This is a genomic window from Pseudomonas sp. IPO3778 (genome assembly GCF_013386825.1).
In the GTDB taxonomy this organism is placed as follows: Bacteria; Pseudomonadota; Gammaproteobacteria; order Pseudomonadales; family Pseudomonadaceae; genus Aquipseudomonas.
This window is the reverse complement of the sequence record NZ_JACARC010000045.1, coordinates 1-15,205: the sequence shown is the minus strand read 5'-3', so window position 1 is coordinate 15,205 and position 15,205 is coordinate 1. Positions and strand designations below refer to the sequence as shown.

Below are 15,205 nucleotides of genomic sequence, written 5' to 3'. Positions count from 1 at the left end.
TGCAAGCGCTGGCAACGCGGTCAAATGTGGGAGCTGGCTTGCCTGCGATGGATTCACAGCCCCCCCTGATCCACCTGATACACCACCGCCTGCGCACCCGGCACAAACGCCGTGATACTGCCCTCAGCAAAATTCGCCACCAACCGCGTCCCATCCGCAAACGTGGTCTGCTGCACCTGCCTGTCTGCCGTCAACCAGCGGAAATCCGTCATGGCCTGAGTCGCCAACCGCTCATGCAGCGGGCGGAAAAATTCATCCTGACGTTGAATCAACGGCAAACGCTGCTTCACCGTCGCCGCACTCAAGTGATACAGCGGCGGCACGTTGTACAGCAGTTGCGTCAGCTCGTTCTCCCGCCGCACATTGCTCAGCTTCAGGCTGTCGAACAGCCAATGGTGCGTGGTGATCACCGAGCCGTGGAACACCGCCTGGTACAGCGGCAGGCGCATCGCCGGGTCAAAGTAGACCGTACGAAACGGTTCCTTCAACGGCACTGACTTGAAGAACACCGCCGGCTGTTCCGGCGGGTACCAGGCGCCCACGTAATACGGCGACTGCTTGTCCTGGGTCATCTCCTTGTCTCCCCAGCCCAGCACTGGCGTTTGCATGCCGTGGGCAAACAGGATGCCCTGCGCAGTAATCGCGTTGCCGTCCTCGGACCCTGCCGGCAGCTTGAGCACCGTACTGATCCAGCGCGAAGCGTCGATGTTGCCTTCGGCATTCTGTGCCTGGGTCAGGCTCGCACCCGGGCGATAGCTGTCGAACAACATGCTGGTGGCATAGGCATCAAGGAACCAGGCATTGAACCCGGACTTGGCTTGCACGGCCTTGATTCGCGCTTCCAGCAACGGCCGCACACAACGCGGGTCGGTGTAGTGGCCAGACTTCTGGAAGCCGGTCTTCAATTGGCCGCCCTTCAACACAATCGCGCACTCGCCGTAGGCCTTGCTACCCAGGTGGGCGGTGGTCCAGTCGGGATTTTCGGTGGCGGACAACGCCGTTTCATAAGAGTCGTAGGGCGCCATCAAGTAACCGGCGTCGACCCCGGCCTTGACCGCTTCAGGGTGCCAGAGCCCGCCTTCCCAGCCTTCGCCCTGGGTCACCAGCAGGCGTTTAAGACCCGCGTCTTTCAGCGCGCGGGTGACCGACAAGGTGTTGCCCCAGGTCTCGGGCGTGGCGCTCAAGGCACCGGCAAAGGCCACGGCCAACTCACTGCGCAATGCACCATAACCCTCGGCGAGTTGGATCATGTCGGGCTCGGTGGCGGGCTGCCAACCCTGCCGGGCTTTTTTGTTTATTGCGGCGTTCAGGCCCCGCAGGAGTACGCCTTGTTCATAGGGCTGCTTGACCTGCCGAACATGGGCCGCTTCCTTGTCGAGCAGGCCATTCAATTCAGCCGCCAGCCCTTTGCCGCTGCGTAAAAGCTTGAGCAGTTGCGGCCAATCGCGCACATCGCCCGGGCCCAGAAGATCATTGCCCCACAGGTAGAGATGGCTGGCCCCCAGCAGTTTTTCCGCTTCAGGGGTTTGCCGCAGCTTGTCCGCCAACGGTTCATAACGCCCCTGTGCCACCAGCCATTGGCGATAACGCTTGGCACCGGCCAGCGGGTCGCTTTCGCCCAGGTGCAACAGCAGGGTCATCGGCGCGGCGGGGTCCAGCGTGGTGAATTCATGGGCAGCGGACAACGCCAGCCCTTTGCCGTCAGCCTGCCAATGCAGGCGATTGTTATAGGGATTGGTCATCAGCCAGTTGAGGGTGAACGTGCCGTGGTCCACCCCCCACAGCGGCAGGCTGAGGTCTTGGGTGGTGTTGACGTCGCCCTGTTCCAGCAGGAATTTTTGCCACACGGCACTGCCCGCCGGCACGTAGTGCCCTTCGGCCAGGGGCCAGATCAGGCCCTTGCCCATGGCACTGGCGGGTTGCTGGAGGATCGGCAGCTCACCGGCATCACGGGCAGTGATTGTCAGAGCGAGATCCCGCTGATCGAGGGTGGCGCTCAGGCGATAGGCGCCATCGTCCCATTGCCAACTGGCCTGACTGGCGCTTTGGGAGAGCGGGTTGACCCTGTGCGCAGGGACACCGCCTGAAGCCTGGACGGCGGTCTTGTCGCGGGGAGTGACATGGATCGCGAGAGTCGCCGGGTCCAGCTCAACGCGCCACAGGGCGTTCTCCAGCACCGTGCCGGCAAGGGCCACGGGCGACAGCAACAAGGTACAAACCAGCAGGAAATAAGGCATGGGCCAAGCCTTGGCAAAGGATCAGGCCCGGAGGGTAAAACAATTGACCGGGAGCCAAGGGCAAAAAATGTTTCAGGGAACATTCCCACGTCCATGTAGGAATGTCATCGCACTGGCTGTCAGGCTTGGTCTTTCTTCGGCTCGCGAATCTTGTACCAGGCCACATACAGCGCCGGCAAAAACAGCAGCGTCAGCAACGTCGCAATGATAATGCCGCCGATCATCGCATAGGCCATTGGCCCCCAGAACACTTCCCGGGCGATGGGGATCATGCCCAGGCTGGCCGCCGCTGCGGTCAGCAGGATTGGCCGGCGCCGGTGCTCGGTGGCTTCCACCACCGCGTCCCACGGCGTATAGCCGTCGCGTTCGTAGGCGTCGATCTGCGTCACCAGGATCACCGAGTTGCGGATGATGATGCCGATCAATGCAAGGATCCCCAGGATCGCCACAAAGCCCATGGGCGTGCCCGTGGGAATCAGCGCCAACACCACGCCAATCAACCCCAGCGGCGCAACGCTGGCCACCAGGAACATCTTCTGCACGCTGTGCAGCTGGATCATCAGGAAGGTCGCCATCAAGAACAGCATCAGCGGCACCACTTTGGCAATCGGGCCCTGGGCCTTGCCGCTTTCTTCCACGGTGCCGCCGGTAGCGACCTTGTAACCCACCGGCAATGCGGCGTTGAACTGGTCGATTTCCGGCTTGAGCTGTTTCACCAGGTCGGTCGGCTGCATGTCGTCGCGCACTGCCGCCTTGATGGTGATGGTCGGCTTGCGGTCGCGTCGCCACACCAGCGGCTGTTCAAGTTCATAGCGCACGGTGGCGAATGCCAGCAGCGGAATCGAGGTGCCGTTGGGCGTGACGATCTGCAGGTTCTGCAAGGTTTCCGGCGTACCGCGCTCGGCATCTTCGGCACGGCCGACCACGTTGATCAGGTAGATATCGTCATGCACCTGGGTCACCGACGCGCCACTGACCACGCTGTTCATCAACTGCGCCACATCTTCCGACGACAGCCCCAATTGCCGCGCCTTGTCCTGGGCGATGTCCACCCGCAGGACTTTGCCCGGCTCGTTCCAGTCGTAGATGATCTCGCCCATATGGGTATTTTTATCCAGCATGGTCGCCAGTTCGATCGCGTGTTTGCGCACCTGGTCGATGTCCTTGCCAGACACCCGGTACTGGATCGGACGCCCCACCGGCGGGCCCATTTCCAGTGGCTGCACAAAGCTGCCCACGCCCACAAAATCTTCCCGCAGGCGTTTTTGCAGGCGGGCAATCAACGCGCCGCGTTCTTTCAGGCCTTTGCTGACAATCACCAACTGCGCGTAGTACGGGTTCTCCAGTTGCTGGTCCAGAGGCAGATAGAAACGGATTGCGCCCTGGCCGATGTAGGTGCTCCAGCGGGCGATGTCGGGGTCGTCTTTGATGATGGCTTCAAAGCGGTCGACGGCCTTGCGGGTTTCATTGATCGAGGCGTTTTGCGGCAGGTTGAGGTCGACGAGGATTTCCGGACGGTCCGAAGACGGGAAAAACTGGTTCTGCACAAACTGCATGGAAAACACCGAGGCTACGAACAGCAATACGGTAATGCCGATGGCCCACCAGCGATTGCGCATGGCCCAGAGCATGCCGCCATTGAACGCCCGCCCCACGCGGCCCGGCTCGGCGCTGTGAGGTTTGACCTTGCTGCTGAGGATATGCACGCCGAGCACCGGCGCGAACAACACCGCGACCACCCACGACACCAGCATCGCCACGGCAATCACCGCGAACAAGGTGAAGGTGTATTCACCCGCCGAGCTGGCATTGAGGCCGATCGGCACAAACCCGGCGACGGTCACCAGCGTGCCGGTCAACATCGGGAACGCCGTGGAGGTGTAGGCGAACGTCGCCGCCTGTTCCTTGGTTTCGCCTTTTTCCAGGCGGGTGATCATCATCTCCACGGTGATCATTGCATCGTCCACCAACAGGCCGAGGGCGATGATCAAGGCGCCCAGCGACACCCGCTGCATGGTGATGCCGCTGTATTCCATGAACACAAACACCAGCGCCAGCACCAGGGGAATCGAACAGGCCACCACCAACCCGGCGCGCACGCCAAGGCTGATAAAGCTCACCACCAGCACGATGATCACCGCTTCAAATAGCGCGCTGGTGAAGCCGCCGACGGCCTCTTCCACCACTTCCGCCTGATCGGAAACCTTGTGCACACCCACACCCACCGGCAGGTCGGCGGTCAGCTCGTCCATGCGTGTGTGCAGGGCCTTGCCGAAGTCCTGGATGTTGCCGCCCTTCTGCATGGCGATGGCCAAACCGATGGCGGGCTTGCCGTTGAAGCGGAACATCGGCGTCGACGGGTCGACATAGCCACGGGTGATTTCCGCCACGTCGGCCAAGCGATAGAACCGGTCATTGAGCCGCAGGTTAACGTTGGCCAGGTCCTTCTCCGAGGCGAATTGCCCGGAGGTGCGCACCGAAATCCGCTCCGGCCCCGCCTCGATCACCCCGGCGGGCGTCACCGCGTTCTGCGATTGCAGGCTCTGCACCACCTGGCGCTGATCAATCCCCAGGGCTGCGAGTTTGCGGGTGGAGAAATTCAGGTAAATCACTTCGTCCTGCTGGCCGATCATCTCGACCTTGCCCAGCCCCGGCACCGAACGGATCTCGGCGCGCGCCTGCTCCACATAATCACGCAACTGGCGCATCGACAGGCCATCGGCGGTAAAGGCGTAGATGGAGCCGAAGACATCACCGAACTCGTCGTTGAACGCCGGCCCCTGCAAGCCTTGGGGAAAGCTGCCGCGGATGTCGTCGATCTTCTTGCGGACCTGGTACCAGATCTCAGGAATGGCCTTGGCGCTGGTGGTGTCCTTGAGGAACACAAACACCGTGGACTCACCGGGCCGGGTGTAGCTTTTCACGTAGTCGAGGGAGTCCAGCTCTTCGAGTTTTTTCTCGATGCGGTCGGTGACCTGCTTGAGGGTTTCTTCCTGGGTCGCGCCGGGCCAGCGGGTCTGGATCACCATGGTCTTGATGGTGAACGAGGGGTCTTCCTCGCGGCCCAGGTTCATGTACGAGAACACGCCCATCAGCAGCGCGACGAACATCAGGTACCAGACGAAGGACTGATGCTTGAGGGCCCAGTCGGATAAGTTGAAGCTCCCTTTCATCGCGGGCTGTCCTCGTCGATTTTGACTTTTTGCCCGGGTTTCAGGCTGTTCACGCCGGCACTGACCACGCGCTCGCCGGGTTTGACGCCGGCGTTGAGCAAGGCGCTGTCGGCGTCACGGCTGACGAGGGTGACATCGCGCGGCTGCACGGTCTGGCTTTGGGGGTCGATCACCCAGATGCGGGTTTTGCCGTCCGCTTCCTGCAAGGCCGTCAGGGGCAGCTCGATGCGGGGGGCGATGGCCGAACTGAGGGTGACGCTGATGGCGGTGCCGAGGCGAAACGCGGGGGGCGTCTCGGCCAGGGTCAGGCGCGCACGGCGGGTGCGGGTGGCGCTTTGGGCCTGGGGTTCGATCTCGCGCACGGTGGCGGTGGTGCTGACGTTCGGGTCCATCTGCCCGGCCACCAGGAACACCACATCCGGCGGCAGGCGCTCGGCGAGGCCGGCGGGCAAATCGATAACGGCTTCCTTGATGTCGGGACGCGCCAGGGTCACCACTTGCTGCCCGGCCGCAACCACCTGGCCGGCCTCGGCATTCCACGCGGTGACAATGCCCGCGTGATCGGTGCGCAGTTCGGCGTAGTTGAGCTGGTCCTTGGCCTGGTTGACCGAAGCCCTGGCCTGGTCGAGGGACGCTTGGGTGGTTTTCAGGTCGGTCTGGGCGATGTCCAGTTGGGCCTGGGCGCCGACGCCACGGTTGAACAGCTCTTGCTGGCGGCGTGCGTTGGCCTGGGCGTTGATCCACTGGGCCTGCACCCGGGCCAGGTCACCCTGGGCGGCGCGCAACTGGTTCTGTTGGTCGGTGGGGTCGAGCACGGCCAGCAACGCGCCCTGCTCCACCTCAGCGCCCACGTCCACCGCGCGGCGGGCGATGCGGCCGGGCACACGGAAACCCAGGTTGCTTTCGTAGCGGGCCTGGATGGTACCGGCGAAGCGGCCGAGGTTTTCCTGGTCTTCGGACTTCACTTCAATCGACAACACCGGGCGCACCGGTTCCGGCGCCGGTTCTTCCTTGGAGCACGCCACCAACCACAGGCTGGCGGCGAGTAAAACTGTCAGGCGCTTCATGGCTGCACTCCCTGGGCCTGGGCCTGATCCGGCGGCTGGGCGATTTCCACGATCATGCCGGGGTGCAGCAATTGCCCACCGGCCACCACGACTTTTTCGCCACCCTTGAGGCCGTCGCTGATGATCACTTTGCCGGTGAGGTAGCGCGCGACCGTGACCTTGTGCAGTTGCGCCTTGCCGTCAGCGTCCACCAACCACACCGCCGGCGCGCTGATGTCTTTGGTCAGGGCAGCCCACGGCAATTCAATGCTGGCCTTGGCCGGACCGTTGGCCGTGGCGCTGACCACCGAACCCAATTGCATGCCCTTGGGCAGCGCGTCGAGGGCGATTTTGACTTGCACCGTGCCGGTATTCGCGGCCACGGCCGGGGTGACTTCGCGGACCTTGCCCACGGCGGTAATCTGCGGATTATCCAGCAGGCTGACGGTGATCGGTTTGTCCGGTGGCGGCTCCACCAGCAGCGACTCATAGACGTTGAACACCGCGTCCCGCTCGCCATCCCGGGCCAGGCTGAAAATCGGCACGGTGGCTTGCACCACCTGGCCCACCTCGGCCTGGCGGGCGGTGATGATGCCCGGCGCGTCGGCGATCAGCGAGGTGTAGCCCAACTGCTCGCGGGCGTTGGCCAACTGCGCCTGGGCGGCGGTCAGCGCGCTCTGACTGCTGCGCAGCGCGGCCTGGGCGGCGTCGTATTCGCTGCGGCTGGTGTAGCCCTTGGGCAGGAGTTTTTCCTGGCGCACGAAGGCGGCGGCGGTCTGTTTGACCCGTGCCTGTTCGGCGACCACCTGGGCCTGGGCGGAATCGACATTGGTCTGCAAATCTTTCGGGTCGAGCTTGGCCAGCACCTGCTTGGCACTGACCCGGTCACCGACATCCACCATGCGCTGGATGATCTTGCCGCCAACGCGGAATGACAGGTCCGTCTGCACCCGCGCCTGGATGTCACCGGTCAAGGTGACGGCGGCGGCAAAGTCTGTGGGTTTCACGGTCAGCACGAACACCCGGGAATGTTCCTTGGGTTCGGGTTTTTCCTGGCCGCAGCCACTCAGCAGCGCCAGCAGGCCAAGGCCGAGGATAAATGTCGAGGTGGGACCGCCCATGCAGGCTCCTTTTGCGTGATGCCGACGTGCCAGTGTCTATGCGACTGTGAGCTTAGAACAGGGTTCCTTATCTGCATGGAGAATCCCATACTCCAAGGGTTCCCACGCCGATAATTTTTCCCATGCTCAAGACCCTCGCGGTAGCCAATTACCGCTCCATCAACAAATTAGTGGTGCCCCTGGATCGGTTGAACCTGATCACCGGCCCCAATGGCAGCGGCAAGTCCAACCTTTACCGCGCCCTGCGACTGCTGGCGGAGACGGCCCAGGGCGGCGTGATCAACGCCCTGGCCCGTGAGGGCGGGTTGGACTCGACCTTCTGGGCCGGGCCGGAAACCATCAGCCGGCGCATGCTCAGTGGCGAGGTGGCGGTGGAAGCGACCGCGCCCAAGGGTGCCAAGCGCTTGCGCCTGGGGTTTGCCGGGGAAGATTTCAGCTACGCGATCTCCCTGGGTTTGCCGGAGCCCGGCGAGTCCTATTTCTCCCTGGACCCGGAGATCAAGAAGGAATGCATCTGGGCCGGCCACGTGTACCGCCCGGCGAGCCTGTTGGTACAACGCTCCGGGCCAATGGTGCGCGCTCGCGAAGGCCGCGCCTGGGATGTACTGGCCCAGCACACGCCGAACTACCACAGCCTGTTCGATCAGGTCGGCAGCCTGCGGGGTTCGCCGGAGGTGCTGTTGTTGCGGGAGAGTATTCGCGGCTGGCGCTTTTATGACCACTTTCGCAGCGACGTCGACGCCCCGGTGCGCCAGCCGCAACTGGGCACGCGCACACCGGTGTTGCATCACGACGGCCGGGACCTGGCGGCGGCGTTGCAGACCATCCGCGAGATCGGCGACCCCGAGGCTTTGCAGCGGGCGATCAGCGATGCGTTTCCTGGCGCGCGGTTGAACATCACGCCATTGCAGGGTGGTCGCTTTGCCATCGAGTTTTATCAGGAAGGGTTGCTGCGGCCGTTGTCGGCGGCGGAACTGTCAGACGGGACCTTGCGTTATTTGTTGCTGGTGGCGGCGCTGCTGACACCGAGGCCGCCGACGATGATGGTGCTGAACGAGCCGGAAACCAGTTTGCACCCGGACCTGTTGCCGGCCTTGGCACGGTTGATCATCCAGGTGTCACAGCAGTGTCAGGTGTGGGTGGTGTCCCATGCCAGCCGCTTGATTGCGGCGTTGCAGCAGGATGAAGGGTGTAATTCGATTGTGCTGGAGAAGGTGATGGGGCAGACCCAGGTGGTGGGGCAGCGGGTGCTGGATGAGCCGGCGTGGCATTGGCCGAGCTAGGCGGCGCCTGTCAGGGCCTCTTCGCGAGCAAGCCCGCTCCCACATTCGACCGAGTTTAATGATCGTTCCCACGCTCTGCGTGGGAATGCATACCGGGACGCTCCGCGTCCCAACAGCAGACGCAGAGCGTCCAAGGCGGCATTCCCACGCGGAGCGTGGGAACGATCATTTACGGGTTAGCCCTGCCACTTCCCGCCTTCAACAATCACGCTTTCCGGCTTGGTGTCATCGCTCAGTTCCTTGCGCACATACTGGTCATACAGCTTGAGCAAATATTTCTCCTCGCCCAGCTTCGCCAGTTCGGCATTCACCCAATCCCGCAGTTCGAGGTTGCCCTTCTTCACCGCCGGCGCAATCGGCGCTTCATCCCCCAGTTTCTGCTCCAGCACACGGTAGCCCGGGTTCTGCTTGGCCCAGCTGAACAGCACCAGGTTGTCCTGGGCATACGCATCGCCACGGCCCGCCGACAATGCTTGCAGCGACTCGGAGTTTTTCTCGAACTTCAGCAGTTTCCAGTCCGGGTGGTTCTTGGTCAGCCAGATGTCAGCGGTGGTGCCGGTGGTGACGATGGTGGTGCGGGTGGCCAGGTCGTCCAGGCTTTTCACCGAACTGTCTTGCGGTACCAGCGCCTGCACCGCCACTTTCAGGTTGGGGTTGGTAAAGTCCACCGCTTCCTTGCGCTCAGGCGTCACGGTCATGTTGGCGAGGATCAGGTCGACCTTGTCGCTTTGCAGGAACGGAATGCGGCTCGCCGGTTCCACGGCAACAAATTCGACCTTGTTCTCGTCCCCCAGCAGGTCCTTGGCAAAACGACGGCCTATGTCGGTATCAAAGCCCACGTAGCGGCCGGCTTCATCCACAAAACCAAACGGCGGCTTGTCGGTAAACACGCCGACGATCAGCTTGTCCCGCGCCTTGATCTTGTCGATGTAGCTCACGGCGGCGGCGGGTTTTGCCGACTCTTCGGCCTTCTTATCGCACCCGGCCAGCAATGCGACGGCGAGCAATGGCAGTAACAACTTGGCAGTTTTCATATCAGCTCCAGTTCCTTGGTTCTTTTGGGCAGTGTTGAAACGAAGGAGAACTTCTCCAGGAACTGCTGCGCGCGTGCGGTTTGCGGGTTCGTAAAGAATGCCTCGGGGGTGTTGTGTTCGAGGATGCGACCGGCCTCCATAAACACCACGCGGTCGGCGACCGCGCGGGCGAAGGCCATTTCATGGGTGACGATCAGCAGGGTCATGCCGTCCCGGGCCAGGCCCTGGATCACCTCCAGCACTTCCTTGACCATTTCCGGGTCGAGGGCGGCGGTGACTTCGTCAAACAGCATGACCTGCGGGTTCATGCACAACGAACGGACGATGGCGATGCGTTGCTGCTGGCCGCCCGAGAGTTGGCGCGGGTAGGCGTCGCGTTTGTCCGAAAGGCCCACCCGTTCCAGCAGTTTTTCGGCTTGGGCACGGGCTTCGCGGGGTTCGCGTTTTTGCACTTTCAGCGGGCCGAGCAAGAGGTTGTCGAGCACGCTCATGTGCGGGAACAGGTGATAACTCTGGAACACCATGCCCACATCCTGGCGTACCTGGCGCCAGTCGGTGGCCTTGTCCAGCAGCTCCTTGCCGGCAAACCGCAGGCTGCCGCTGTGGGCCACTTCCAGGCCATTGAGGCACCGCAGCAGCGTGCTTTTGCCGCAGCCGCTGGGGCCGAGGATCACCACCACTTCGCCGCTTTGCACGCTCAGGTCGATGCCCTTGAGCACCTGCTGCTCGCCGAAGTATTTGTTGAAACCCTGGAACTCGATCAATGCGCTCATGCTTGGGCCCAGCGCCGTTCCAGCACCTTGGAGGCGGCCGACAACGGGTAGCAGATAAAGAAGAAAAACAGGAACAGCGCGCCGTAGATCAACACCGACTCGTAGGTGCGCTCGATGATTTGCTGGCCGACCTTGATCACGTCCACCACACCGATCAGCACCGCCAGGGAGCTGGTCTTGATGATGCGCGTGTAGACGTTGATGGTCGGCGGGGTCATGCGCTTCAGGGCCTGGGGCAGTAGCACGTAGCCGTACAGCTGCGGGTCCGACAGGCCAATCGACAGGCCGGCTTCGCGCTGGCCCCGTGGCAGCGAATGCAAGGCACCGCGCACCACTTCGCCGACTTCACTGGCGCCCCACAGTGACAACACCAGCACCGCGCACCAGAAGCTCGGGATGCTCAGGCCAAAGAAAATCGGCAGGCCGAAGAACAGCAAATACAGCCACACCAACACCGGGATGGCGCGGAACAGCTCCAGGTAAACCCGCAGCATCAGGTTGATGGTTTTCGAGTTCAGCGTGCGCAACACGCCGTACAACACACCGCCGACGGTACTGAAGGCGATGCTCAGAAATGAGATCGACAGGGTTTGCGCAGCGCCCTTGCCCAGTTGCGGCAACGACACCCAGAGTAATTCAAGACCCGAACTGGCCATGCTGGAGCCTCCTTTCAAGGCGGCTGAGCAGCAGCGACAGCGGCAGGAATAACAGCACGCAGATCAGCGTCAGCACCGCGAGCATTTCGTAGGTTTTGTAGTAGAGGGCAATGTAGCTTTTGGTGGTGTAGAGAATCTCCGGCACCGCCACCGCCGACACGATGGTGGTTTCCTTCAGGAGGAAAATGAAGTTCGCAAACAGCGCCGGCAGGCTGAGGATCCCGGCCTGGGGCAGGATCACATGGCGCAGCAGTTGCCAGTGGGACAGGCCGATGGACTTGCCCGACTCGATCTGTGCCAGCGGCACCGCCTCCACACCCGCGCGCAGCACTTCGGTCAGGTAAGCGCCGCCGAGAAACGTCATGGTGATGATTGCCGCCCAGAACCCGGAGATATTCACCCCCAGGGCCGGCAACGCGAAGTAGACGAAAAACAACTGGATCAGCAGCGGCGTGTTGCGCGCCAGCTCAACGTACAACGCCACCAGGCGCCACACGTAGGGCGTGCGAAACACCAGCAGCGCAGCGTTGATCAAGGCCACCAACAGGGAGGTGCCGATGGCGATCAGGCCGACTTGCAAGGTCACGCCCACGGCCTTGAGAAACGCCGGCAGTGTGCTGAGGATAAATGCGTAATCGAAGGTCATCTGAAATCCCTGACGCCACAGGATAATGCGGCGGTGGTGCGGTCCGGTTCAACGTGGGTAACGCTGAGTAGCGCCGACTTTAAAGGCATAAAAAGTAAAATTTAAATACCGAAATAGCATATTGATATCACCCAAATAGATAACCTGCGGATTCGCGGTGCACGCAGATGACAGCTACTGTTGCCAGGGGAAGTAGGAAGGTTCTTTTTATCGGGGCTGCACTTCAGGGATGGGCAGCGCGTGGCCAGACTGACGGCCAATCAACAGGCGAGGGAATGAGCGATGACCGAGGAAAAACCGATTGATCCGCAGGAACTGGTGAAGTGGCTGATGGCGCTGCGCAGGGCCATTAACAGCCGGAATCTTTAAGCCGACACCGATCCAGTGTGGGAGCTGGCTTGCCTGCGATAGCGTTGTGTCAGATATCAATGGGGTGACTGATGCACCGCTATCGCAGGCAAGCCAGCTCCCACAGTTTTGACCGCATTCCAACCATAAAAAACGCCGACGCTGTAGAAGCCGTCGGCGTTTAAACCTTGAAGGAGGTTTTGGGGCTCGATCAGAACGCCGGCACGACAGCGCCGTTGTATTTCTTCTCGATGAAGGCTTTCACTTCAGGGCTGGTCAGGGCTTTGGCCAGCTTCTGGATGGCGTCGCTGTCCTTGTTGTCCGGACGGGCAACCAGGAAATTCACGTACGGCGACTTGGCGTCTTCAATGATCAGCGCGTCCTTGGCCGGGTTCAGGCCGGCTTCCAGGGCGTAGTTGGTGTTGATCAGGTCCAGGTCAACCTGGTCCAGTACCCGTGGCAGCAGCGCCGATTCCAGCTCTTTGAATTTCAGGTTTTTCGGGTTGCTGGCGATGTCTTTCGGCGTGGCCAGGGCGTTGGTCGGATCTTTCAGGGTGATCACGCCCGCCTTTTGCAGCAGCAACAGGGCACGGCCGGAGTTGCTGCCTTCGTTCGGGATGGCAACGGTGGCGCCATCTTTGAGCTCAGAGATGTTTTTGATCTTCTTCGAGTAACCGCCGAAGGGCTCAACGTGCACGCCGACCACGGTGACCAGGTTGGTGCCTTTACCCTTGTTGAAGTTTTCCAGGTACGGCAGGGTCTGGAAGTAGTTGGCGTCCAGACGCTTCTCGGCCACCTGTACGTTCGGCTGTACGTAGTCGGTGAAGACTTTGATTTCCAGGTCCACGCCTTCCTTGGCCAAGGTCGGCTTGACCAGCTCCAGGATCTCGGCGTGGGGGATCGGGGTCGCCGCTACCACCAGTTTCTCGTTGGCCTGGGCAAAGCTGGCAGTGAGAGCAGCCGCCAATGCGGTAAACAACAGAACCTTTTTCATGCAGTGTCCTTATCGAAAATCCGGGTCGTCTCTGACGGCCGCTTTTTTAGTGGGGTGCCAGCGAAGTGCTATCGCGGCGTGAAGCGGACGATACCGAGATTTTTTATTCCAGAACAATACTTTTTATTCACGGTGATATTCCATTTTGTTCATACGGACCCCAGCCCTTCCAGTAGACGCTTCAGCGCGCCGCGCTCGGCCTCGGTGCCGTTGCTGAGGACCTGCCGTACCTGGTGCTCGATCTGCGTCACCGACGGCAGCGGCAGGTTCAAGTGCTCCGGCAAAATCTCGTCGCCACTGCTGACCAGCAGGGCAAAGTGAATCACGTTCTCCAACTCCCGCGTGTTCCCCGGCCAACTGTGATGCTCCAGCACGCGCTGGGCGTCGTCGCTGATCAGCGGCACCGGCAGGTCGAGGCGCTGGCTGTAGATGCCGAGGAAATACTCGGCCAGTGACAGGATGTCGCCCACCCGCTCGCGCAGGGCCGGCAGCTCCAACTGGCCTTCGCTGAGGTAATGGAACAGGCGCTCGTGAAACTTGCCCGCCGTTACGGCCTGGGCGAGGTCGATGCTGGTGGCCGCCACCAACCGCACATCCACCGGGCTCGGCTGATGGGCGCCGACGCGGGTGACTTCGTGGTTTTCCAGCGCCGCCAGCAGCTTGACCTGGATCGGCAATGGCAAATCACCGATTTCATCCAGGTACAACGTGCCGCCATTGGCCGAACCAAACCAGCCGGCACGGCTGCTGGCCGCACCGCTGTGGGCGCCGGCGGCATAGCCGAACAATTCGGCATCGGCGTATGTCGGGCTGATGGCGCCGCAATTGACCGAGACAAATAACCCGGTGCGGTCACTGCCCCGGTGGATATGCCGTGCGAGCAACTCCTTGCCGCTGCCGGTTTCACCCCGGATCAGCACGGGCAAGGCGCGGGGGGCGAGGCTTTCGAGGTCTTCACGCAATTGGCGCGAACGCGGGTCGACAAACACCAGCGCCTTGGCACGGATGCTCAGGGGGCTTTTTTCGGCGTCGGGGAAGGTCAGCAGCGGCTGGCCGAAGGTTTCATGCAGGCTCATGGCAGGCTCCCGCCCCTGTCCACGAAGGGGAAGGGGCGTCTAAAAAATTTTATGCACGGCGCCGGGAGTGGTGTTCCAGGCGATTTTGCAGGCGATAGAGGTAGGCGAAGCCCTGTTCCCAGCGGTGATGGCCGGACTTCACGTTGATGTGCCCGGCCCCTGCGAGAATTCCTGCTTCGGCGCCCCAGTGACGGGCCAGTTCCAGGGCCCGCGTGGCGCTGACGGCGCTGTCGTTGTCGGAGCTGACGACCTGGCTTGGGAACGGCAGCAGGTCGCTGGGGATGGGGGCAAAATTACGCAGGGCGGGGGCGCAGGCGGGGCGTTCGACATCGGCCGGGGCCACTAGCAGGGCGCCGCGTACCTGGCGGAGAAACTGCACCGGTGCGGTGGCTGCCCAGTGGGCGACGGTGATGCAGCCCAGGCTATGGGCAATCAGAATCACCGGGGTGCTGTCGGCGGCAATGGCTTCGGCCAGTGCTGCTACCCAGTCTTCGCGACGTGGGGTGAGCCAGTCGGCCTGCTCCACGCGCGCGCTGTTGGGCAGGCTGTTCTGCCAGTGACTTTGCCAATGATCTTCTGGCGATCCTTGCCAGCCCGGCACGATCAGATAACGAATCGACTCGCTGTGCATGGGTGTGCCCTCCTGCAGCGTTTAACGTTGTGGGTCAGTATAGGCACCGGGTATATATTCGTTAAGGAATAAGAAGCTATTTATTAATAACCAAAATGGTTGTTGGGGAGGTGTTTGTGGGGATTTAGGGGGTTGGGGGTGCATATCCGTTATTTAGGTAACGGCGACTTAGGGTTCCGCCCTTACG

General features: G+C 61.9%; 12 protein-coding genes. 1 reads left to right on the top strand and 11 read right to left on the bottom strand.

Annotated elements, in window-relative coordinates; genetic code table 11:
- Window positions 1–53: 53 nt before the first annotated feature.
- The 4 genes from HX855_RS24195 to HX855_RS24180 form a co-directional block, all read right to left on the bottom strand.
- Window positions 54–2,237 (bottom strand): glycoside hydrolase, encoded by a 2,184-nt coding sequence (locus HX855_RS24195; protein WP_177089763.1) that lies wholly within the window; start codon window positions 2,235–2,237, stop codon window positions 54–56.
- A 119-nt stretch (window positions 2,238–2,356) separates the two neighbouring features.
- Window positions 2,357–5,410: an efflux RND transporter permease subunit gene (locus HX855_RS24190; RefSeq protein WP_177089764.1), complete on the bottom strand. Its 3,054-nt coding sequence runs from the start codon at window positions 5,408–5,410 to the stop codon at window positions 2,357–2,359.
- Window positions 5,407–6,477: an efflux RND transporter periplasmic adaptor subunit gene (locus HX855_RS24185; RefSeq protein WP_177089765.1), complete on the bottom strand. Its 1,071-nt coding sequence runs from the start codon at window positions 6,475–6,477 to the stop codon at window positions 5,407–5,409. The genes HX855_RS24190 and HX855_RS24185 overlap by 4 nt, the downstream gene beginning before the upstream one ends.
- Window positions 6,474–7,577, bottom strand: coding sequence for an efflux RND transporter periplasmic adaptor subunit (locus HX855_RS24180; RefSeq protein WP_177089766.1), 1,104 nt, complete (start codon window positions 7,575–7,577; stop codon window positions 6,474–6,476). The genes HX855_RS24185 and HX855_RS24180 overlap by 4 nt, the downstream gene beginning before the upstream one ends.
- A 122-nt stretch (window positions 7,578–7,699) precedes the next feature.
- On the opposite strand from HX855_RS24180, the gene HX855_RS24175 reads away from it, so the two are divergent.
- Window positions 7,700–8,860, top strand: a complete 1,161-nt coding sequence (locus HX855_RS24175) for an AAA family ATPase (protein WP_177089767.1) — start codon at window positions 7,700–7,702, stop codon at window positions 8,858–8,860.
- 176 nt (window positions 8,861–9,036) lie between these two features.
- Here HX855_RS24175 and HX855_RS24170 read toward each other — a convergent pair whose 3' ends face one another.
- The 7 genes from HX855_RS24170 to HX855_RS24140 all read right to left on the bottom strand — a co-directional run bounded on the left by HX855_RS24170 (window position 9,037) and on the right by HX855_RS24140 (window position 15,018).
- Window positions 9,037–9,894 (bottom strand): transporter substrate-binding domain-containing protein, encoded by an 858-nt coding sequence (locus tag HX855_RS24170; protein WP_177089768.1) that lies wholly within the window; start codon window positions 9,892–9,894, stop codon window positions 9,037–9,039.
- Window positions 9,891–10,667 (bottom strand): amino acid ABC transporter ATP-binding protein, encoded by a 777-nt coding sequence (locus HX855_RS24165; RefSeq protein WP_177089769.1) that lies wholly within the window; start codon window positions 10,665–10,667, stop codon window positions 9,891–9,893. Before HX855_RS24165 ends, HX855_RS24170 begins: the two co-directional genes overlap by 4 nt.
- Entirely contained in the window at window positions 10,664–11,323 is a 660-nt protein-coding gene (locus HX855_RS24160) for an amino acid ABC transporter permease (RefSeq protein ID WP_177089770.1), read from the bottom strand. The genes HX855_RS24165 and HX855_RS24160 overlap by 4 nt, the downstream gene beginning before the upstream one ends.
- Window positions 11,304–11,969, bottom strand: a complete 666-nt coding sequence (locus HX855_RS24155) for an amino acid ABC transporter permease (protein ID WP_177089771.1) — start codon at window positions 11,967–11,969, stop codon at window positions 11,304–11,306. Before HX855_RS24155 ends, HX855_RS24160 begins: the two co-directional genes overlap by 20 nt.
- A 559-nt stretch (window positions 11,970–12,528) precedes the next feature.
- Complete coding sequence (locus tag HX855_RS24150; protein ID WP_063033612.1) at window positions 12,529–13,311, bottom strand: MetQ/NlpA family ABC transporter substrate-binding protein; 783 nt, start codon at window positions 13,309–13,311, stop codon at window positions 12,529–12,531.
- A 149-nt stretch (window positions 13,312–13,460) separates the two neighbouring features.
- The gene (locus HX855_RS24145) at window positions 13,461–14,387 is read right to left on the bottom strand and encodes a sigma 54-interacting transcriptional regulator (protein WP_177089772.1); all 927 of its coding nucleotides are present in this window, start codon (window positions 14,385–14,387) and stop codon (window positions 13,461–13,463) included.
- A gap of 49 nt (window positions 14,388–14,436) precedes the next feature.
- Complete coding sequence (locus HX855_RS24140) at window positions 14,437–15,018, bottom strand: alpha/beta hydrolase (RefSeq protein ID WP_177089773.1); 582 nt, start codon at window positions 15,016–15,018, stop codon at window positions 14,437–14,439.
- Window positions 15,019–15,205 lie beyond the last annotated feature (187 nt).

Coding starts and splice junctions, on each gene's coding strand:
- HX855_RS24160 (WP_177089770.1), bottom strand. CDS start 11,323: ATGGCCAGTTCGGGTCTTGAATTACTCTGGGTGTCGTTGCCGCAACTG.
- HX855_RS24175 (WP_177089767.1), top strand. CDS start 7,700: ATGCTCAAGACCCTCGCGGTAGCCAATTACCGCTCCATCAACAAATTA.
- HX855_RS24145 (WP_177089772.1), bottom strand. CDS start 14,387: ATGAGCCTGCATGAAACCTTCGGCCAGCCGCTGCTGACCTTCCCCGAC.
- HX855_RS24150 (WP_063033612.1), bottom strand. CDS start 13,311: ATGAAAAAGGTTCTGTTGTTTACCGCATTGGCGGCTGCTCTCACTGCC.
- HX855_RS24185 (WP_177089765.1), bottom strand. CDS start 6,477: ATGAAGCGCCTGACAGTTTTACTCGCCGCCAGCCTGTGGTTGGTGGCG.
- HX855_RS24165 (WP_177089769.1), bottom strand. CDS start 10,667: ATGAGCGCATTGATCGAGTTCCAGGGTTTCAACAAATACTTCGGCGAG.
- HX855_RS24155 (WP_177089771.1), bottom strand. CDS start 11,969: ATGACCTTCGATTACGCATTTATCCTCAGCACACTGCCGGCGTTTCTC.
- HX855_RS24140 (WP_177089773.1), bottom strand. CDS start 15,018: ATGCACAGCGAGTCGATTCGTTATCTGATCGTGCCGGGCTGGCAAGGA.
- HX855_RS24195 (WP_177089763.1), bottom strand. CDS start 2,237: ATGCCTTATTTCCTGCTGGTTTGTACCTTGTTGCTGTCGCCCGTGGCC.
- HX855_RS24190 (WP_177089764.1), bottom strand. CDS start 5,410: ATGAAAGGGAGCTTCAACTTATCCGACTGGGCCCTCAAGCATCAGTCC.
- HX855_RS24180 (WP_177089766.1), bottom strand. CDS start 7,577: ATGGGCGGTCCCACCTCGACATTTATCCTCGGCCTTGGCCTGCTGGCG.
- HX855_RS24170 (WP_177089768.1), bottom strand. CDS start 9,894: ATGAAAACTGCCAAGTTGTTACTGCCATTGCTCGCCGTCGCATTGCTG.